The organism is Actinacidiphila alni (assembly GCF_900112845.1).
Taxonomy (GTDB): domain Bacteria; phylum Actinomycetota; class Actinomycetes; order Streptomycetales; family Streptomycetaceae; genus Actinacidiphila; species Actinacidiphila alni.
On sequence record NZ_FONG01000002.1, the window covers coordinates 192,497 to 211,216 of the forward strand.

At 71.5% G+C, this 18,720-nt stretch carries 19 protein-coding genes; 7 read left to right on the forward strand and 12 right to left on the reverse strand.

All coding sequences use genetic code 11. The features are described 5' to 3' along the window. Window positions 1–141: 141 nt before the first annotated feature. Window positions 142–381 carry a hypothetical protein gene (locus BM076_RS03715; protein ID WP_093711890.1) on the forward strand — a complete coding sequence of 80 codons (240 nt, stop codon included), beginning with the start codon at window positions 142–144 and terminating at the stop codon, window positions 379–381. Window positions 382–432: 51 nt separating this feature from the next. Here BM076_RS03715 and BM076_RS03720 read toward each other — a convergent pair whose 3' ends face one another. After that, window positions 433–2,316, reverse strand: a complete 1,884-nt coding sequence (locus BM076_RS03720; RefSeq protein WP_093711891.1) for an NHL domain-containing thioredoxin family protein — start codon at window positions 2,314–2,316, stop codon at window positions 433–435. 40 nt (window positions 2,317–2,356) lie between these two features. On the opposite strand from BM076_RS03720, the gene BM076_RS03725 reads away from it, so the two are divergent. Further along, on the forward strand, window positions 2,357–2,863 hold the full coding sequence (locus tag BM076_RS03725; RefSeq protein WP_093711892.1) for an LURP-one-related/scramblase family protein: 507 nt from the start codon (window positions 2,357–2,359) through the stop codon (window positions 2,861–2,863). 57 nt (window positions 2,864–2,920) lie between these two features. Here the strand turns inward: BM076_RS03725 and BM076_RS03730 are convergent, their stop codons facing one another. Next, entirely contained in the window at window positions 2,921–3,718 is a 798-nt protein-coding gene (locus BM076_RS03730; protein ID WP_093712214.1) for a carbon-nitrogen family hydrolase, read from the reverse strand. Between the two features lie 133 nt (window positions 3,719–3,851). On the opposite strand from BM076_RS03730, the gene BM076_RS03735 reads away from it, so the two are divergent. Next, complete coding sequence (locus tag BM076_RS03735; protein ID WP_093711893.1) at window positions 3,852–4,676, forward strand: maleylpyruvate isomerase family mycothiol-dependent enzyme; 825 nt, start codon at window positions 3,852–3,854, stop codon at window positions 4,674–4,676. 48 nt (window positions 4,677–4,724) lie between these two features. On the opposite strand, the gene BM076_RS03740 is transcribed toward BM076_RS03735, so the two are convergent. Then, on the reverse strand, window positions 4,725–5,399 hold the full coding sequence (locus BM076_RS03740; RefSeq protein ID WP_093711894.1) for an LUD domain-containing protein: 675 nt from the start codon (window positions 5,397–5,399) through the stop codon (window positions 4,725–4,727). Window positions 5,400–5,568: 169 nt separating this feature from the next. On the opposite strand from BM076_RS03740, the gene sigJ reads away from it, so the two are divergent. Then, the gene (sigJ, locus tag BM076_RS03745) at window positions 5,569–6,543 is read left to right on the forward strand and encodes an RNA polymerase sigma factor SigJ (protein WP_093711895.1); all 975 of its coding nucleotides are present in this window, start codon (window positions 5,569–5,571) and stop codon (window positions 6,541–6,543) included. A 99-nt stretch (window positions 6,544–6,642) separates the two neighbouring features. Here the strand turns inward: sigJ and BM076_RS03750 are convergent, their stop codons facing one another. The 4 genes from BM076_RS03750 to BM076_RS03765 all read right to left on the reverse strand — a co-directional run bounded on the left by BM076_RS03750 (window position 6,643) and on the right by BM076_RS03765 (window position 9,736). Then, window positions 6,643–7,977 (reverse strand): MFS transporter, encoded by a 1,335-nt coding sequence (locus BM076_RS03750; protein ID WP_093711896.1) that lies wholly within the window; start codon window positions 7,975–7,977, stop codon window positions 6,643–6,645. Continuing rightward, window positions 7,974–8,666, reverse strand: coding sequence for a GntR family transcriptional regulator (locus BM076_RS03755; RefSeq protein ID WP_093711897.1), 693 nt, complete (start codon window positions 8,664–8,666; stop codon window positions 7,974–7,976). The genes BM076_RS03750 and BM076_RS03755 overlap by 4 nt, the downstream gene beginning before the upstream one ends. A gap of 87 nt (window positions 8,667–8,753) precedes the next feature. After that, a complete protein-coding gene (locus BM076_RS03760; protein WP_177246337.1) occupies window positions 8,754–9,149 on the reverse strand; it encodes a methyltransferase domain-containing protein in 396 nt (131 codons plus the stop codon). A gap of 32 nt (window positions 9,150–9,181) precedes the next feature. Next, complete coding sequence (locus tag BM076_RS03765; protein ID WP_093711898.1) at window positions 9,182–9,736, reverse strand: DUF6630 family protein; 555 nt, start codon at window positions 9,734–9,736, stop codon at window positions 9,182–9,184. Between the two features lie 184 nt (window positions 9,737–9,920). Here BM076_RS03765 and BM076_RS03770 point away from each other — a divergent pair, with 184 nt between their 5' ends. Then, on the forward strand, window positions 9,921–10,649 hold the full coding sequence (locus BM076_RS03770) for an SDR family NAD(P)-dependent oxidoreductase (protein ID WP_093711899.1): 729 nt from the start codon (window positions 9,921–9,923) through the stop codon (window positions 10,647–10,649). A 45-nt stretch (window positions 10,650–10,694) separates the two neighbouring features. Here BM076_RS03770 and BM076_RS03775 read toward each other — a convergent pair whose 3' ends face one another. The 4 genes from BM076_RS03775 to pdhA all read right to left on the reverse strand — a co-directional run bounded on the left by BM076_RS03775 (window position 10,695) and on the right by pdhA (window position 14,656). Then, complete coding sequence (locus tag BM076_RS03775) at window positions 10,695–10,889, reverse strand: hypothetical protein (RefSeq protein WP_093711900.1); 195 nt, start codon at window positions 10,887–10,889, stop codon at window positions 10,695–10,697. Window positions 10,890–11,009: 120 nt separating this feature from the next. Then, window positions 11,010–12,488 (reverse strand): dihydrolipoamide acetyltransferase family protein, encoded by a 1,479-nt coding sequence (locus BM076_RS03780; RefSeq protein ID WP_407640612.1) that lies wholly within the window; start codon window positions 12,486–12,488, stop codon window positions 11,010–11,012. A 10-nt stretch (window positions 12,489–12,498) separates the two neighbouring features. Further along, entirely contained in the window at window positions 12,499–13,473 is a 975-nt protein-coding gene (locus BM076_RS03785; protein WP_093711901.1) for an alpha-ketoacid dehydrogenase subunit beta, read from the reverse strand. 1 nt (window position 13,474) lies between these two features. Further along, window positions 13,475–14,656, reverse strand: coding sequence for a pyruvate dehydrogenase (acetyl-transferring) E1 component subunit alpha (gene pdhA, locus BM076_RS03790; protein WP_093711902.1), 1,182 nt, complete (start codon window positions 14,654–14,656; stop codon window positions 13,475–13,477). A gap of 417 nt (window positions 14,657–15,073) precedes the next feature. On the opposite strand from pdhA, the gene BM076_RS03795 reads away from it, so the two are divergent. Both BM076_RS03795 and BM076_RS03800 read left to right on the forward strand, forming a co-directional pair. Next, the gene (locus BM076_RS03795) at window positions 15,074–15,736 is read left to right on the forward strand and encodes a response regulator (protein ID WP_177246338.1); all 663 of its coding nucleotides are present in this window, start codon (window positions 15,074–15,076) and stop codon (window positions 15,734–15,736) included. Between the two features lie 67 nt (window positions 15,737–15,803). Further along, window positions 15,804–16,847, forward strand: coding sequence for a phosphotransferase (locus BM076_RS03800; protein WP_407640622.1), 1,044 nt, complete (start codon window positions 15,804–15,806; stop codon window positions 16,845–16,847). Between the two features lie 277 nt (window positions 16,848–17,124). Here the strand turns inward: BM076_RS03800 and BM076_RS03805 are convergent, their stop codons facing one another. Next, the gene (locus tag BM076_RS03805) at window positions 17,125–18,645 is read right to left on the reverse strand and encodes a protein kinase domain-containing protein (RefSeq protein WP_245795702.1); all 1,521 of its coding nucleotides are present in this window, start codon (window positions 18,643–18,645) and stop codon (window positions 17,125–17,127) included. Window positions 18,646–18,720 lie beyond the last annotated feature (75 nt).

An 18,720-nucleotide genomic window follows, 5' to 3' on the forward strand; every position in this document is an offset into this window, starting at 1 on the left:
GGGATGCTGCACGCCCCGATCCGCCTGCCGTACGCCCTGGTTGTTCACCGCGACCCGGGGTAGGCGAGCCGCAGAGCAGCACAGGAAGCACCCGGGGACCAAGCGGCTCCGGCGACACACCGGCCTGAGGAGGCGGGAATTGTGGGCATCGGAGGCTGCATCATCCTGATCGCGCTGGGTGCGATCATCACCTTCGCCACCAACTGGCACGCGAAGGGCGTCAACGTCGATCTGCTGGGTCTGATCATGATGGCCGTCGGCATGATCGGACTCGCCGCCTACGTGAGCATCTTCAAGCGGCGCCGTATCCCTCCGACCGCCGACGGCGATGTCCCGCCGGTCGTCGAGGAGCGCTACTACCCCGGCGACCGGCGCTACTGACCCGCACCCGCACCGGGCGCGGCAGCGGGCCCGGCGGCCCCAGGACGTGTCCTAGGCGTCCATGCCGGCCAGCACCAGCGCGAGCCGGGAGTCGCCGTCCGGGACGATCCGGACCGGCACTCCCCAGTCCTGCTGGTGCACATGGCAGGCCGGGTACTCCGCCTCGTCCCCCGACGAGGCGGCGTCCCCGGCCGGGGCGTCGCAGGACGCTGCCATCGCCGACACGTGCAGCACGCCCTCCGGCACCGCCGGATCCAGCACGAGATCCCGGAAGAGGTCCGTGCCCTTGCCCGCACCCTCGACGAGCAGCTCCGGCGGGGTCGCGCTGACCAGCAGCCGCGTCGCCGGCCCGTACCGCTCGTCGAGCTTCTGCCCGGCCGGCGCCGAGAACACCACGTCCAGCCGGAACGCCCCGGCCGCCACCTCGGTCGCCGCCCGCTGCGTACGGTGCGCGACCGCTTCCACGCGGACGGCCTCCTCCGGCAGGTGCAGCCGGGTCAGGCGGTGCCCGGCCGACTCCACCACCACGATGTCGCCGTCCACGACCACCGCGGCCGAGGGTTCGCGCAGCTCCGTGGCCAGCGTGCTGACCTCGCCCGTCACGGGGTCGTAGCGGCGCAGCGCGTTGTTGTAGGTGTCGCTCACCGCGACCGAGCCGTCCGGCAGCGCGGTCACGCCCAGGGGGTGCTGGAGGAGCGCTTGGCCCGCGGCGCCGTCCCGGTGCCCGAAGTCGAAGAGCCCGGTGCCGACCGCCGTCCGGATGACATATCGCCCGTCCTCACCGCGCTCGGCCCAGCGCAGCGCGGACGTCTCGGAATCGGCGATCCACAGCCTTCCCCAGCCTTCGGCCGTGGGTGCGCCCGTCTCGCTCCGCTGGCCCGCCGCCGCCAGCCCCGACGGCTGAGCGAACCACGCCTCCCGCGCGTGCCCGTCCACCAGGCCCTCATTGGTGGTACCTGCCGCGACCTCGACCGTCCCCGCCTCCGGGTCGTACGTCCACAGCTGGTGGACGCCCGCCATCGCGATCCACACCCGGTCCTCGAACCACGCCACGTCCCACGGCGACGACAGGTCCACCTCCCGGGCCGGCCCCGACGTCGGTGACCCCTGCCACCACTGCTTGCCGGTGCCCGCGACTGTGGTCACCCGGCCGGTGTCCAGGTCCACCCGGCGCAGCGCATGATTGACGGTGTCGGCGACGATCACACCGCCGTCCGGCAGCAGCGCCAGCCCCTGCGGCTCGCTGAAACGCGCCGTGTCCGCGTCGCCGTCGGTCAGCCCGCGCTCCCCGGTGCCGATCCGCCGCACCACTGTCTCCGCGTCGGCCGCCAGCTCCACCAGCGCGTGCCGCGTCGAGTCCGACACCAGATAGTGCCCGGACCCCGGCAGCGCCAGCGCCTTCCCGGGGAAGCGCAGATCCGTCGCCACCGGCTCCGGCGGCACGTAGGGGCCGTCCCCGCGCCGCAGCGTCCCCTTCGCCGCGTGCTCCTCCTCCAGCTCCGTCACCAGCTGTTCCAGCGCGTGCGCGTGCCCCTCGCCCGCGTGCTGCGCGACCACGTACCCCTCGGGGTCGATCACCACCAGCGTCGGCCACGCCCGCACCGCGTACTGCTTCCACGTCGCCAGCTCCGGGTCGTCCAGCACGGGGTGGTGCACCTCGTACCGCTCCACCGCGTCCACCACCGCCTGGTGCTCCGCCTCGTGCACGAACTTCGGCGAGTGCACCCCGACGATCACCACCGTGTCCCGGTGCCGCTCCTCCAGCTCCCGCAGCTCGTCCAGGACATGCAGACAGTTCACGCAGCAGAACGTCCAGAAATCCAGGATGACGATGCTGCCCCGCAGGTCAGCAAGGGTCGGATGCTTGTCGCCGGTGTTCAGCCAGCCGCCCTTGCCGATCAGCTCGGGCGCCCGGACGCGTGCACGTGCAGTCATATCCCCATCCAACAGCATGTCCCGGGGTAGGCATTCCTTCATGAAATTCGTGGTGCGGGAGAAGATGTTCGCCATCGGCGACGACTACTGGATCGAGGACGAGCACGGGCGGCGTGCCTTCTACGTCGACGGCAAGGTCCTCACCGTCCGTGACGCCCTGGAACTGCGGGACGCCGACGGCAATGAGATGGCCGTCATCAAGAAGAAGCTGGTGTCCCTGCGGGACGCCATGTACATCGAGCGCGACGGGCAGACGCTCGTGACGGTCAAGAAGAAGCGGCTGCACCTGGTGCGGGATGTCTTCCGCGCCGAACTCGCCTCCGGCGAGGAACTGGAGATCCGCGGCGACATCATCGACAAGGAATTCGACATCGAGTACGAGGGCGAACGCCTAGCCCGTATCTCCCGCAAGTGGTTCACCCTGCGGGACGCGTACGCCATCGACGTCGAACGGGAGGACGCCGACGCCGCGATGCTGATCGCCATCGCGGTGTGCGTGGACCGGATGGTGGACAAGGAGCACGAGGAACACGACGAGGACCACTGACCCTCCGGGTGAACCGGCCCGTCAGTGACGCGGGCCCCCTCGCAGGCGCGGGTCCCGTCAGGGGCGCGGGTCCGGGAGGCCGAGGACCCGGTCCCGCAGGACCGGGAACGCGGTCCGGGTGTCCTCGACACGCGACGGGTCCAGGTCGGCGGTGAGCGGCTGCTCCCCGGGCCCGGCCTCGGCGACGATCTCTCCCCAGGGATCGACGATGAGGCTGTGCCCGGCCTGCTCGACCCCCGAGTGGGTACCCGCCGTGCCGCAGGCCAGCACGTAGGACTGGGACTCGACGGCCCGGGCGCGGACGAGCAGCCGCCAGTGCGCGAGCCGGCGCATCGGCCAGCCCGCCGGGACGACCAGCGTCTGCGCCCCCGCGTCGAGCAGCAGCCGGAACTGCTCGGGGAAGCGGAGGTCGTAACAGGTGGCGAGCCCGACCACGGTCTGCGGCAGCCGGGCGGTGACGATGTGCCGCCCGGCCGCCATGAGTGCCGCCTCTCCCTGGTCGAAGCCGAACCGGTGGATCTTGCGGTAGGCGGCGGCCAGAACTCCCTCGGGCGAGAACAGCAGCGAGGTGTTGAACAGTTCGCCGTCCGGGTCGCGTTCGACGACGGAACCGGCGTGCAGCCACACCCTCGCGTCGCGCGCCGCCGCCGCCATCGCCTCGGCGGTCGGGCCGTCGTCCGCCGGCTCCGCCTCGGCGGCGAAATCCTCGGCTGCGAAGGCACCGACCGTCCACAATTCGGGCAGCACGACAAGATCGGCGCCGGTCTGCGCCCGCACCATTGCGGCGACACGGTCGCGCCGCGCGGCGACCGATTCCTTCTGGTCCACGTCGATCTGAAGCAGCGTTGCGCGCACTTCCACACCGCCCATACGTTGGGTCGTCAAGCCGGGCCTACCATCGTCACTCGAAAGCACTGCGTGGGCGCCCGCGCGCAGCGTAACTTAGGCGCCAACCGCCACGACCGCGCACCGACCGTCGAGGGGTCCCGTGACCGTCCACAGCAAGCTCCAGCCGTACATCGACGCCTGGACCCACTCCATAGAATCCATCAACGAACTGGTGTCCCCGCTGCCCGACGGAGCGTGGAACCACCCCACGGACTGCCCGTACTGGTCGGTCCGCGACGTCGTGTCCCACATCATCGGTTTCGAGTGCGAACTGCTCGGCGACCCGCGCCCGATCCACACCCTCCCCAGCGATCTGCGGCACATCACCACCGAGTCGGCCCGCTACACCGAGGTCCCGGTCGACATCCGCCGCCACCACACGGCGCCGGAGATGACGTCCGAGCTGGAGTACACCATCATCCGCCGCTCGCGGCAGCTCAGGAACGAGTCGCGGCAGCCCGATGCCGAGGTCCGGTCGATCGGCGGCGGCGAGATCGTCCTCGAAGAGCAGCTCTGGAGCCGGGTCTTCGACGTCTGGGTGCACGAGCAGGATCTGCGCCGGGCCCTCGACACCCCCGGCAACCTCGCGTCCCCCGGCGCCGTCCTGGCCCGTGACTACCTGCTGCGGTCGCTGCCGAAGCTGGTCGCCGAGGACGCGGGTGCCAAGCCCGGTTCCGCCGTGGTGTTCGACGTGCACGGCCCGCTGGAATTCATGCGGACCGTCCGGGTGAACCCGGAGGGCCGCGGCACCATCGACTCCGCCGTCTCCCTCGGCCCCGCCGTCACCTTCGTCGTGGACTGGGAGACCTTCCTGCGCCTCCTGACCGGCCGCGTGCGCCCGGCCGCCGTCGCGGACCACGTGAAGATCGAGGGCGACCGCGAACTGGCCGACGCGATCCTGGCGAACATCGCGGTCACGAAGTAGCGCGCCGGCCGGGCCCCGCCCCATCCTGCTCGGCTGGCTGAGGCGGGGTCAGAATCCGATTGCCTCGCGGAGCAGCAGGACGGTGCCGCGCCCGGGGCGGGGCTCGGCGTTGAGGACGAGAAGGCGGCTGACGGCGCTGGGCCAGCCGTGGGCCGCCACGGTGCGTGCGGTCTCCAGCGGCAGACAGTGCTCCTCGACCCGTCGCAGTGCTGTCGCAAGGTCGGGCACCACCTTCTGCGCCCCGACGATCCATATCGCGCGCGCGGCTCCGCCCGCGTAGCCGGGCAGTTGGCTCCCGCTGCCCGAGGCGATCACGAGTGAACCGGTCTCGGTGACCGCGGCGACGCTTCCCACGCTGATGTCGGGCACGGACGTCAGCCGGCGGATCAGATCGGCCTCGGTGGCTCGGTCCATGGCCAGGACGCGCGGCCTGACGGCGTCGTACCGGCCGCTGCCGTTGAGGTCCTCCTCTATCCCCGAGAGCCGCAGGGTCTCACTCGCACCGGTGAAGACGGTGGCCCCTTCGGGTATCAGCTCCTTCACACGCGCCCGCGCCGTCGCGGTGTCGTCGAGAATCTCCACGGCGAATCCGTGAGCGGTCAGCGCTTTCGCGGCGTGTTCGAGGCGCGGTGCGGGCGCGGGGTCGGTGTACCGCGTGGTCGGATTCGCGGACGCGGTCGGGTCGGTCGGTCCGGTCGGAGTGTTCGGCGTTGAAGTAGTCATGAGGTCGGCGTGCTCTCTGCTCGGTGGGCGGTGTGTCCGTCTCATCTGTCCGACCACGCAGCCCGCCGAAATGTCAGGTCGAAAATTGGATGCGAGTTCCGCCTCACATTTCGGGCCGCTGGTTGGTCGTAGTCGTGAGAGCAACCGCAACCGGGGGAGCCGGGGGATCATGACCGATCGATCAACGCCAACATCGTCACAGGAATCAGCGGAATCACCACGGGAGGAGGACAGCGTCGTCTCGCGCCAGGACAGGATCGCGGGTGAGAGAGGACATCTGATCAACATCGCTTACCGCCTGCTGGGTTCGCGGTCCGAGGCCGAGGATGCCGTCCAGGAGGCGTATGCCCGCTGGTACGCGATGTCCCAGGAGAAACAGGACGCCATCGAGTCGCCCGGCGCCTGGCTGACGACTGCCACAAGCCGGGTCTGCCTCAGCCAGCTCAAGTCCGCGCGGGCGCGACGCGAGTCCTATGTGGGTCCATGGATTCCCGAGCCGCTGCCCGACAACTCGGCATGGCTCACAGGCCGTGCCAACGGAATAGCGGTTGACCCCGCCGACCGGATCACGCTGGACGAGTCCGTCGCCATGGCCTTTCTGGTCCTGCTGGATTCGATGACTCCGGCCGAGCGCGTGGCGTTCATACTGCACGACATCTTCTGCCTGACCTTCGCCGAAGTGTCCGAGATCATCGGCCGGACGCCGGCGGCCTGCCGTCAGCTGGCCTCGTCGGCGCGGCGACGTGTGCGCACGGCGCGGGCGCCCTCGGCAACGCCGGCCCGGCACGCGCAAGTGGTCAGGGAGTTCAAGCGGGCGTGGGAGGCCAAGGACATCGCCACCCTGGTCGATCTGCTGGATCCGGAGGCCACGGCGTGCGCCGACAGCGGCGGTCTCGCGGAGACGTTCCCCGAGCCCATCCAGGGGGCGGAGTCGATCGCACGCGCCTGGGCCGATCTCGCCGGGCGGGTGTCGGAGGACATATCGCTTCTGGAGCGCCTGATCAATGGTCAGCTCGCGGTGGTGGCCGAGCGAAAGGGGCAACCGGTGTCGGTGTTCACGTTCGATGTCGCCGACGACCGGGTCCGGCACATCTGGGTCACGGCCAATCCCAGGAAGATCCAGTTCTTCTACTCGCCGAACTGACCAGTGGCGGACGGCCTCCGTCCCACCCACGCGGGCCACGTCACCCGCGTGGGCCCGGGCCCGCACGCGCCCGGTGCTCCCCGCGTCCTCCCGGGGTGGCTAGTCGGAGGTGACCGTCGCCGTCAGGCGGTGAACGCTTTCGATGCGGCTGACCGCGATCCGCTCCCGTTCCAGCCGTTCGGCACGGCGGCGGAGCCGGAGGATCTGGAAGGTGCCGACAGCCTGGAGGACGAAGACACTGCTCCACGCGACCCGGTAGTTGTCGCCGGTGCCGTCGAGGAGCAGGCCGATGGCCAGGAGGGTGAGGACGGAGGCGGTGAAGCCGCCGATGTTGACGATGCCGGAGGCGGTGCCGAAGCGCTCCGGCGGGTTGGCGGGACGGGCGAAGTCGAAGCCGATCATCGAGGCGGGGCCGCATGCGCCGAGCACCACGCACAGGGTGATCAGCAGCCAGAGCGGGTCGTCGCCGCCGGGCCAGCCGATCGTCGCGGCCCAGGCGCCGGCGGTGGCCGCAATGACCCCGAGGGTCAGGGGCATCCGGGCGCCGTGGTGCCGGGAGATGAGCTGCCCGAAGACCATGCCGAAGACCATGTTGGCGACGACGACCAGGGTGAGCAGGCCGCCCGCGGCGCCGCGCGACATGCCTTGGTCCTCGACCAGGAAGGGCAGGCCCCACAGCAGCAGGAACACCATGCCGGAGAACTGGGTGGTGAAGTGGGTCCACATGCCGAGCCGGGTGCCGGGCTCGCGCCAGGCGTCGGCGATCTGCCGGCGGACGTACTGCAGGCCCGCGTGCTCGGCCGGAGCGGGCTCGTAGCCTTCGGGGTGGTCCTTGAGGAAGAGCGCGACCAGGACGAGGACGGCGGCGCCGCCGATCGCGGTGCCGAGGAAGGTGGGGGTCCAGCCCGCCGAGTGCAGCAGCCGCGACAGGGCGACGGTCGACACGAGGTTGCCGGCGACACCGAAGAGGGCGGCGCCCTGGGCGATCATCGGGCCGCGTCTGGCGGGGAACCAGCGGGAGCCGAGCCGCAGCACACTCACGAAGGTCATCGCGTCGCCGCAGCCCAGCACAGCACGGGCGGCGAGTGCCATGCCGTAGGAGTGGGAGAGGGCGAACGCGCCCTGTCCGAGGGTGAAAAGGGTGGCCCCGAGCAGCAGCACCTTCTTGGTGCCGAGCCGGTCGACCATCAGGCCGACGGGTATCTGCATGCCCGCATAGACCAGGACCTGGAGGATGGAGAAGCTGGACAGCGCGGAGGCACCGATGTGGAAGCGGTCGGCGGCGTCGATGCCCGCGACGCCGAGGCTGGTGCGGTGGACGACGGCGACCAGATAGACGGAGGTGCCGACGCCCCACACCAGGGCGGCATGCCGGCCGCCGGGTGGGTCGCCGGGCAGGGGCCGCCCCGCGGAGGAGGCGAGGCCGCGGGTCACGACCGGCTCCAGGGTTCGCCGGTGGCGAGCACCTTCACCCACGAGACATGGCGCTGGACGATGTCGGCGGCCGTGTCGGCGGCACCGTCCCTGAGCGCTTCGAGGATCTCGGTGTGCTCGGCGATGTTCTTCGCCACCCGGCCCGGTTCGGCGTGCATGGTGGCCACGCCCATCCGCAGCTGGCGGTCCCTGAGCTGGTCGTAGAGGTGCGCGAGGATGCGGTTGCCGGCGGCGCGGACGATTTCGGCGTGGAAGCAGCGGTCGGCGACGGCGAAGGCGGCGAGGTCACCGGCGGCGGCGTGGCCGCGCTGCTCGGCGAGCGACTCCTCCAGGCTGGTGATGAGTTGCGGCGGCACGGCGCCGACGACCTTGGCCACGGAGTGCTGTTCCACCAGCAGCCGGGTCTCCACGACGTCGGCGATCTCCTGGGCGGACACCGGGAGCACCAGGGCGCCCTTCTTCGGGTAGAGCTTGATCAGCCCTTCCGCCTCCAGCCGCAGCAGCGCCTCGCGGACGGGGGTGCGCGAGACGCCGACGGTGTCGGCGAGGTCGCCTTCGGTGAGAAGGGTGCCACCTTCGTAACTGCGGTCCAGGACACCGGCCTTGACATGGAGATAGACGCGCTCGGCCGCGGGCGGTGACTTGACGGCGGTAGTGGTGGGAGGCGTGGGGAGGGTGGTGGCATCCATGATGCACGCATCATAGATACAACAGACGGACCGCCGGTACGGGCGTCCGGATGGTGGACCATCGAGGACCCGAAATGCCCTTTTTGGTCAGGGAATCGACGGGAGGACGTCGCCGGGTACGGCTCGGACCCAGACCCGGTCGGGGGTGAGATAGGCGTCGAGGGCCAAGTCCGCGTCGCGGAGGGCCTGCTCGAAGTCCTCGGTGGTGAGGGGCCGGGAGAGGAAGGTCTGGGTCCAGCGGGCCAGCATCGCGGCGGACTCGTCGACGGCGGTGACGTCGAAGCCCCGAGCGATCAGTGGATGCGTCACCCGCCCGGCGCCGGAACCGAGTTCGAGGATCCGCGCCCCTGCGGGGACGGCCGCGGCGATGACGTCGGGTTCCGTGCCGACCGGCAGCCGCCCGTACAGTTCCACCGCGCACCCGTCGGGCGTGAACTCGCCCGGCCCCGTGCCCTGATGCCCCGCCCGCAGCTCCTGGCCCATACCGGCCATCGGAACACGGCCCATCCGATGGATCAAGCGGTTCCGCCGCCGAGATGCCAGGCCGCGAAGCCCGCGCGGGCCGCGAGCGCCGTCAGCTCCCCGGCCAGCCGGGCCGGGAGGCACACCACCGGATAGCAGTCCGACTCGATGTCGAGGACGGCCAGTGCCTTGCCGACCTCGCCGTAGTGCCGACCGCAGAGCTCCAGGAATTCATGGGTCGGCAGCTCCGCCCCTGCGGTCCCGAGGAGCGCCAAGGGGTCGACGGAGGGCCGGGACTCCAGACGGCCGAGCTGCCAATGGATCTCGTCGGGGTCTTCTTTCCAGTCGAATTCGGCGAGCAGCCTCCGGTCGTCGAGCGCGTTCACCAGGGCGATCCAGGGGAGGCCGGGAAACGGCCCGTCGATCCCCCGGTCGTCAAGTCGGTCCGCGTGCGCGCGGACGAAGCCGGCGGGGTCGTCATGGGCGTGCAGCACCTGCTCGGCGACGCCCGGTATGCCGGGGGCGAGCAGCGCCGCCACGGCTTCGAGTGCGGAGCGTACGGTCCCGGCGTCGGGCGCGGGCGCCGGCTCGGGTGCGGATTCGGTCACGGTGGCTCCTGGCGGGAGGAAGGTGCCGGGGCAGGGAGAAGGGGCGGGGGCAGGTTACCCGTCGGCGGTGGCGAGGAGATCGTGGGCGGCGGTCGAGGCGGACGACGTCGCCGCGATACGCCTGACGTACGCTAGACGCAACGTGGCGTCTAGCGTACGGCGCCCGGACACCGGAGGTACCCGCATGACCGGCACCGACCACATCCACCACGACCACCAGACCCGCCAGGCCCTGATCATCGGCGCGTCCCGGGGGCTCGGCCTCGTCCTCGCCGGGGAGCTGGCCGGGCGCGGCTGGCAGGTCATCGCCACGGCACGCCAGGATCCCGGAGGCGGCGGTGAATTGCGGGGCGCAGCCGATGCCTCGGGTGGGCGGCTGACCGTGGAGTCGCTGGAGATGACCGACTCCGACGACCTGGCCGCACTCCGGAAGCGGCTCGACGGGCGCCGCCTCGATCTGCTCTTCGTCAACGCCGCCATCGACCGGGGCGGCGAGCTGCCCATCGACCGGGTCCCGGACGAGATGTTCACCGAGGTGATGATCACCAACGCGCTGAGTCCGCTGCGGGCCCTCGAAGCGCTGCGCGACCTGGTGCCGGCCGGCGGCACCGTCGCCGTCATGTCGTCGGAGCAGGGCAGCGTCTCGCTCAACACCGAAGGGGGCTACGAGCTGTACAAGGCCAGCAAGGCCGCGCTCAACCAGTTGATGCGCAGCTACGCCACCCGGCACGCCGACGACGGTCACACCAAGCTGCTCATCGACCCCGGCCACAACCGCACCCGGCTCGGCGGCCCCGACGCGCCGCTCGACCCCCACGACACCGTCCCCGCCGTCGTGGACGTCCTCGAATCCCGCTCCGGCGCCCCGGGCCTGCACTTCCTGGACCGGCACGGCGAGCCCGTGCCCTGGTAGCTCCGGCCGTCAGATCCGCCCATAGCGCCGGGCCCGGGCCCGGCGCTATGGGCGGATGGTGCTGACCAGGGACGCGGTGGAGTTCATCGTGGACTGGATCGTCGGGGCCAGACTGGAGGAGGCGAGGCAGAAGCCGAGGAGCACGCAGGTCACGGCGTGGCTGGGCTTGAGGGACTTGTTGCGCATCATCAGGGCGGTCAGGACGAGCAGCAGCAGGACGACGGAAACGGAGACGACCATACGGCGATGGCAGCACAAAAGGGGACGGACCGGGAGTAAAAACGCATGACGGAGGGCCCGGACGTTTGTGCGTCCGGGCCCTCCCTACGGGTGATGCCGAGCCGGTGGCTCCGCTGGGTGTCAGGCCCAGGTGAGCAGCCGCTTGGGCTGTTCGAGGATCGCCGCTACATCGGCGAGGACCTTGGAGCCCAGCTCTCCGTCGATCAGGCGGTGGTCGAAGGAGAGCGCCAGGGTGGTGACCTGGCGCGGCTTGACCTTGCCCTTGTGGACCCACGGCTGGAGCTTGACCGCGCCGAAGGCGAGGATCGCGGACTCGCCCGGGTTGAGGATCGGCGTACCGGTGTCGACGCCGAAGACGCCGACATTGGTGATGGTCACCGTGCCGCCCTGCATCGCGGCGGGCGAGGTCTTGCCGTCGCGGGCGGTGCTGACCAGTTCGCCGAGGGCGGCGGCCAGTTCGGGGAGCGTCTTGTCGTGGGCGTCCTTGATGTTGGGGACGATCAGGCCGCGCGGGGTGGCGGCCGCGATCCCCAGGTTGACGTACGCCTTCTGGACGATCTCCTGCGCCGCCTCGTCCCACGCGGCGTTCGCCTCGGGGTGCCGCTTGAGCGCGACCAGCAGCGCCTTGGCGACCAGCAGCAGCGGGCTGACCCGCAGGCCGGCGAAGGCGCGGTCCTCCTTCAGCTCCTGGACCAGCTTCATCGACCGCGTGATGTCGAGTGTCACGAATTCCGTGACGTGCGGCGCGGTGAAGGCGCTGGTGACCATCGCCTGGGCGGTGGCCTTGCGGACGCCCTTGATCGGGATGCGGGTCTCGCGCGCACCGGCCGGCACCGCGTCGGCGGGTGCCTGCTCGGCGGCCGGGAGCGTCGCGGGCGGGGCCGCCGCCGCGCGGATGTCGTCGCGGGTCACGACGCCGCCCGGGCCGGTCGGCACCACCGTGGCCAGGTCGATGCCCAGGTCCTTGGCCAGCTTGCGGACCGGCGGCTTGGCCAGCGGCCGTTCCCCGGCGGGAGCGGTGCCGGTGGCGGGAGCGGAGGCCGGGGCGGCACCCGGAACAGCGGCGGCGGCCGTACGGGCGTGCCCGTTCAGCTCGGCGCCCTGCGCCGGTACGGCCGGGGCGGCGGCCGGTGCGGACGAAGCCGTCGCCTTGCGCGGCCGTCGCGTCGTCGAGGACGGCGCGACGCCGTATCCGACGAGCACGGCCTGCCGCTTCGGCTCACCGTTCGCGGCGGGCTCGTCCCCGGCGGGCGCGACGGCGCCGGCCGACGGGTCGGCGGGCGGTTCGGCCGGGGCGTCCCCGCCGGCGGCGGGCCCGGCGTCCACCACGATGATCGGCGTCCCGACGTCCACCGTCGTGCCCTCGTCGAAGCGGATCTCGCTGATCACCCCGTCGTACGGGATGGGCAGTTCGACGGCGGCCTTGGCCGTCTCGACCTCGCAGATCACCTGTCCGTCGGTGACGGTGTCACCGACGGAGACGTACCACTTGAGGATCTCCGCCTCGGTCAGTCCCTCGCCGACGTCCGGCATCCGGAATTCGCGGAAGCGCTGTGCCTGCCCCCGCGGCCCTGCCTGTGGTGCGGTCATGGTCGTCACAACCCTCTCCTCAGAACGCCAGCGCGCGGTCGACGGCGTCGAGTACGCGGTCCAGGCCGGGCAGGTACTCCTCCTCCAGGCGGGCCGGCGGGTAGGGCGCGTGGAAGCCGCCCACCCGGAGCACCGGGGCCTCGAGGTGGTAGAAGCAGCGCTCGGTGATCCGGGCCGCGATCTCCGCGCCGGAACCGTAGAAGACCGGGGCCTCGTGCACGACGACCAGCCGGCCGGTCTTCTCGACGGACGCCTGGAGGGTGTCGAAGTCGATCGGGGAGAGCGAGCGCAGGTCCACGACCTCCAGGCTGCGCCCCTCGTTGGCGGCAGCGGCGGCGGCCTCGAGGCAGACCTTCACCATCGGGCCGTACGCGGCGAGCGTGAGGTCGGTGCCCTGCTGGGCGACGACCGCCTGGTGCGGGGAGCCGGGCAGCGCCGAGGTGTCGACCTCGCCCTTGTCCCAGTAGCGCCGCTTCGGCTCGAGGAAGATCACCGGGTCGTCGCACTCGATGGCCTGCTGGAGCATCCAGTAGGCGTCGGAGGCGTTCGACGGGGTGATCACCTTCAGGCCCGGGACGTGCGCGAACAGCGCCTCGGGGGACTCGCTGTGGTGCTCGACCGCGCCGATGCCGCCCGCGTACGGGATGCGGATGACGACCGGCAGCTTGACCTTGCCGAGCGCGCGGGCGTGCATCTTGGCGAGCTGGGTGACGATCTGGTCGTACGCCGGGAAGACGAAGCCGTCGAACTGGATCTCGACGACCGGGCGGTAACCGCGCAGCGCGAGGCCGATCGCGGTGCCGACGATGCCGGACTCGGCCAGCGGCGTGTCGATCACCCGCCCCTCGCCGAAGTCCTTCTGCAGACCGTCGGTGATCCGGAAGACGCCGCCGAGCTTGCCGACGTCCTCGCCCATGACGAGGACCTTCGGGTCGCTCTCGAGCGCCTTGCGCAGCGACTCGTTGAGGGCCTTGGCAATGGCCATCTGGGTCATGTCAGTGCCCCTCTCCGGAAGCTCCCGCGGTGGCCGTGTCCTCGAAGGAGGCCAGGTACTCGGCGAACTGCGCCCGCTCCTCGTCGACGAGCGCGTGCCCGTCGGCGTAGACGTTCTCGAAGATCGCCATGGTGTCCGGACTCTCCATGGTCCGTACGCCGTCGCGCACCCGCTTGGCGAGCGCGTCGCTCTCCTGGTCGATCGCGGCGTAGAACGCCTCGTCGGCCAGGCCCTGCTTGTCCAGGTACGCCTTCAGCCGGGCGATCGGGTCCTTGCCCTCCCACTGCTCGCGCTCCTCGTCGGCGCGGTAGCGGGTCGGGTCGTCGGTCGTGGTGTGGGCGCCCATCCGGTAGGTGAACGCCTCCACCAGCATCGGGCCCTGACCGCTGCGCGCGTGCTCCAGGGCCGCACGGGTGACGGCGAGCACCGCGAGGACGTCGTTGCCGTCCACCCGGACGCCGGGGAAGCCGAAGCCGGCGGCGCGCTGGTAGATCGGCACCCGGGACTGCTTCTCGGTCGGCTCGGAGATCGCCCACTGGTTGTTCTGACAGAAGAAGACCACCGGCGCGTTGTAGACGGCCGCGAAGGTGAACGCCTCCGCCACGTCGCCCTGGCTGGAGGCGCCGTCGCCGAAGTAGGCGATCACGGCGGAGTCCGCGCCGTCCTTGGCCACACCCATGGCGTAACCGGTGGCGTGCAGCGTCTGGGAGCCGATGACGATCGTGTAGAGGTGGAAATTGTTCTCGTTGGGGTCCCAGCCGCCGTGGTTGACGCCGCGGAACATGCCCAGCAGATTCAGCGGGTCCACGTCGCGGGTCCAGGCGACGCCGTGCTCGCGGTAAGTCGGGAAGACGTAGTCGTCCGGACGGGTGGCCCGGCCGGAACCGATCTGGGCGGCCTCCTGGCCCAGCAGCGAGGCCCACAGGCCCAGCTCGCCCTGACGCTGCAGGGTGATCGCCTCGGCGTCGAAACGGCGGGTCAGCACCATGTCGCGGTACAGGCCACGCAGCTCGTCCGGCGTCAGGTCGATGGAGTATTCGCCGTGCTCGACGCGCTCCCCCTCGGGGGTCAGCAGCTGTACGAGCTCCGGCTCCGTCCCACGGCGCTTCGCGCCTGCTGCGCGGGTGGTCCGGCCCCTGCTCTTGGCGGGCGGGCCCCCAGCGGCAGTGCTCTTCACGCTCACGTTCGCTCCTCCGTCTGTCCGGCCCCCGGGATCCGCCGGGCAGCCAGTGTGCGGCTCACCTGGTCCGACGCGTCGCACGGGGTGTGTGCGGCATGGCCGAGCCAGGCGTGACAGTGCCCCGGCTAGTGGCCTGCAACTCAGACGTTACCCATAACCCACGCAATAGCGCGAAGCCGTCCGACCTGCGGTTTTGCTTGGATTTCCTAGTAAATACGCGTTCTCGCAGGCCACCGGGACAACCGCACCGTATCCCGGATGCGGAAAGCGCGTAAGAGGCAAGGAGATCCCAACGGTGCGAGGCTTGGCAGGTGCCGTAAGGAGGCTGGGCAGGTGGCAGAAGAAGGAAACAGCCGCACGGACCCCGCGGACGAACCCGCGGTCCCCACGGGCGAACCGGCGACCGCGGCGGGCGATCCGGTGATCCGGGTGTTCCTGCTCGACGACCACGAGGTGGTCCGCCGCGGGGTGCACGAATTGCTCTCCGCCGAGCCCGGTATCGAAATCGTCGGCGAGGCCGGGGACGCCGCCGAGGCGATGACGCGCATTCCGGCGACACGGCCGGACGTGGCGGTGCTCGACGTACGGCTGCCGGACGGCAGCGGCGTCGAGGTGTGCCGGGAGGTGCGCTCGCACGACCCGTCGATCAAATGCCTGATGCTGACGTCGTTCGCCGACGACGAGGCGCTGTTCGACGCGATCATGGCGGGCGCGGCCGGATATGTGCTCAAGGTGATCCGCGGCAACGACCTGATCGAGGCGATCCGGGACGTGGCGGCCGGGAAGTCGCTGCTCGACCCGGTGGCGACGGCCAAGGTGCTGGACCGGCTGCGGCACGGTGGCGCGCGGTCCGAGGGCGACGAGCGGCTGGCCGAGCTGACCGGCCAGGAACGGCGCATCCTCGACCTGATCGGCGAAGGGCTCACCAACCGGCAGATCGGCGAGCGGCTGCATCTGGCGGAGAAGACGGTGAAGAACTACGTGTCCTCGCTGCTCGCCAAACTCGGCATGGAGCGGCGCACCCAGGCGGCGGCATATGTGGCGCGCATGCAGGCGGCGGGCGGGCGGCCGCAGCGGTCGTAGCGCCGCATTAGCAGGTCACCGGGGCGTGCCGCCACTTCGTGCGGGCGGGGTGTCGCGGTGATCTACGCTGTGCCGCGTGACGGGCACGGCGAAGGCGCCGCCGGCGCGGCCTCCCCTGACCGCTCTGCTGCGCCGCTACGAGGACGCGGGTACCCCGCTGACCTGCGAACCCGTTCCCCGCGGCCTGCTCAACCGGGGGTACGAGGTGACCACCACCCGCGGCCGGTTCTTCCTCAAGCAGTACGTGGCCCCGGACACCGCCGATCCCGCTGTGATCGCCCGCCAGCACCATGCCACCAGGGGCCTGGCCGGGCTCGGGCTGCCCGCCGCGGCGCCGCTGCCCGACCGCCGGGGGCGCACCGTCGCACGGCTCGGCGGCCACGGCTACGCCCTCTTCCCCTGGATCGAGGGCCGGCACCGCGAGGGGACGGAGCTGAGCGCGGCGCAGTCGCGGCGGCTCGGCACCCTGCTGGGCATGGTGCACGCCGGTCTCGCCCGGGTGCAGCCGCCCCCGCCCGCCGACCGGCGGCACCACCCGAGCGCCGATCCGGCGCGTACGCACGAGCAGATCGACGAGTTGCTCGACCTGGTGCGCGGGCACCGGCCGCGGGACACCTTCGACGAGCTGGCCGAGCACCGGCTGCTGGAGCGCCGCGCCCTGCTGCGGCGGCACGCCCACCGCCGGCCGCCGGACGCCGACGGGCCGGTCAGCGGCTGGGTGCACGGCGATTTCCATCCGCTCAACCTGCTCTACCGCGGCGAGGAGCCCGCCGCGATCGTCGACTGGGACCGGCTCGGGGTCCAGCCGCGTGCCGAGGAGGCGGTACGGGCCGCCGCCATCTTCTTCGTCCACCCGGTGGACGGGCGCCTCGATCTTCCGAAGGTACGGTCGTACGCCCGCGCCTACCGCTCCGCCGCGGGCGTCTCGGCCCCCGAGGTCGGGGCCGCGGTCCACCGCGTGTGGTGGGAGCGGCTCAACGATTTCTGGATGCTTCACTGGCGCTATCAGCGCCGTGACCGGCGCTCTGATCCTCTTTTCCCGGCCGCGTCGGCCCTCGCGGTCTGGTGGACCGCGGAATACGCGGCTGTCATGGACAGCTTCACGGACTGACCCGCACCCGTGCGACGGCCCTTCCAGGGCGCGGCCCCTGTACCCGCGCGTGCGGAGGACGGTGCCCCTCAGGGGCGGGGCGTCTGTAGCCGCGCGTGCGGAGGACGGCAGCCCTCAAGGGGCGCGGGGAACTGCGCGGCCCGCCCCCACCGGCCGGTGGTCGCAAGAACAACAGCGTCTGCCCCGCTGGGGGCGGTTTTTTGTCCGAAGGCGCGCTGCGGCTGGGCGCGCAGTTCCCCGCGCCCCTATCGGGCACCCTCTCTCCCTGGCGGAGCCGTTACTCGTCCGGGGTGTCCGTGCTCGACGGGGTCGGCTCCGTGGTGGGCGGCGTCGTCGGCGGCGTCGTGGGAGGAGTGGTCGGCGCCGTCGTGGGAGGAGTGGTCGGCGGCGTCGTGGGCGGCGTCGTGGGTGCCGTTGTGGGAGGGGTGGTCGGCGCCGTTGTGGGGGGCTCCGTCGTGGGACCGCCGGTCTCCGTCGAGGTGCCCGTGCCGACGTCGCCGGTATTGGTCGGCTCGTTCGTGGGCTCCTGCGAGGGAGCACCGGTGTCCTGCGTCACCGAGGAGGACGGGGTGTGGGCCGGCTTGTCGCCGCCGTTGCTGTTGTCGCCCTGCGTGGCGAAGTAGACGCCGAGGGCGATGGCGAGCACCGCCGCGACGGCGAAGAGCACCGGCTTGAGCCAGGGGTTGCCGCCGCCGGGCGGCGGGGCGCCGTAGCCCTGGCCGCCGTCGTCCGCTCCGGTGCCGGAGATCCCGGCGAGCAGCGGGGCACCGAATTCCGCGGTGGTGGAGCCGTTACCGGGCCGGCCCTGGGCGACGACGGTCGGCGCCGTACCGCCGGGGGCGCCCGGGGTGACGACGCCGGTGTTCCACAGTCCGCCGGTCCAGCCGCCCTGGGCGAGCAGCGCCTGGTGGGCGTACTGCACGACGCCGCGCATCTCCTCGGCGCTCTGGAAGCGGTCGTCAGGCTGCTTGGCGAGCGCCCGCAGCACCAGGCCGTCCAGCTCGGGCGGCACCCGGTCACTGATCTGCGACGGGATCTGCGGCTCGTCCTGGACGTGCTGGTAGACCACGGACAGCGGCGTCTCGCCGGTGAAGGGCGGACGCAGCGCGAGCAGCTCGTAGAGCAGGCAGCCGGTCGCGTACAGGTCGCTGCGGTGGTCGACGGCCTTGCCGAGCGCCTGCTCGGGCGAGAGGTACTGCGGCGTGCCCATGACCATGCCGGTCTGCGTCATCGTGCTCTGGGCGCCGTGCAGCGCCCGCGCGATGCCGAAGTCCATGACCTTGACCGCGCCATTGGTGGTGATGATGACGTTGGCGGGCTTGATGTCGCGGTGCACGATGCCGTGCTGGTGGCTGTAGGCCAGCGCTTCCAGGACGCCGGAGACGATCAGCAGCGCCTGGTCGACGGGCGGCGGCTCCGCGCTGGAGAGCAGGTCACGGATGGTGTGGCCCTCGACCAGCTCCATCACGATGTACGGGGCGGCGCCGGCGGCCGTACGGTCCTCGCCGGAGTCGTAGACCGCGACCACCGCGTGGTGGTTCAGACCGGCGACGGCCTGCGCCTCCCGGGTGAAGCGGGCCTTGGAGACCGGGTCCTCCGCCAGATCGGTGCGCAGCAGCTTCACCGCGACGATCCGGCCGAGCCGTACGTCCTCCGCCGCGAACACCTCGGCCATGCCGCCGCGGCCCAGCCGCCGGGTCAGCCGGTACCGGCCCTCGCCGACGACGGCGCCCACACCCCACTGGCCGGAAGTCTCCGACGCTCCGGGTCCTGGGGCCGTCTCTTTGGGGTCGACCATCAGTCCTCGCCGTCGTCTGTACGTCTGTACGTCGTCTGTGCGCGGTCGCTCGCGCGCGGTCATCGTCCGGGCGGG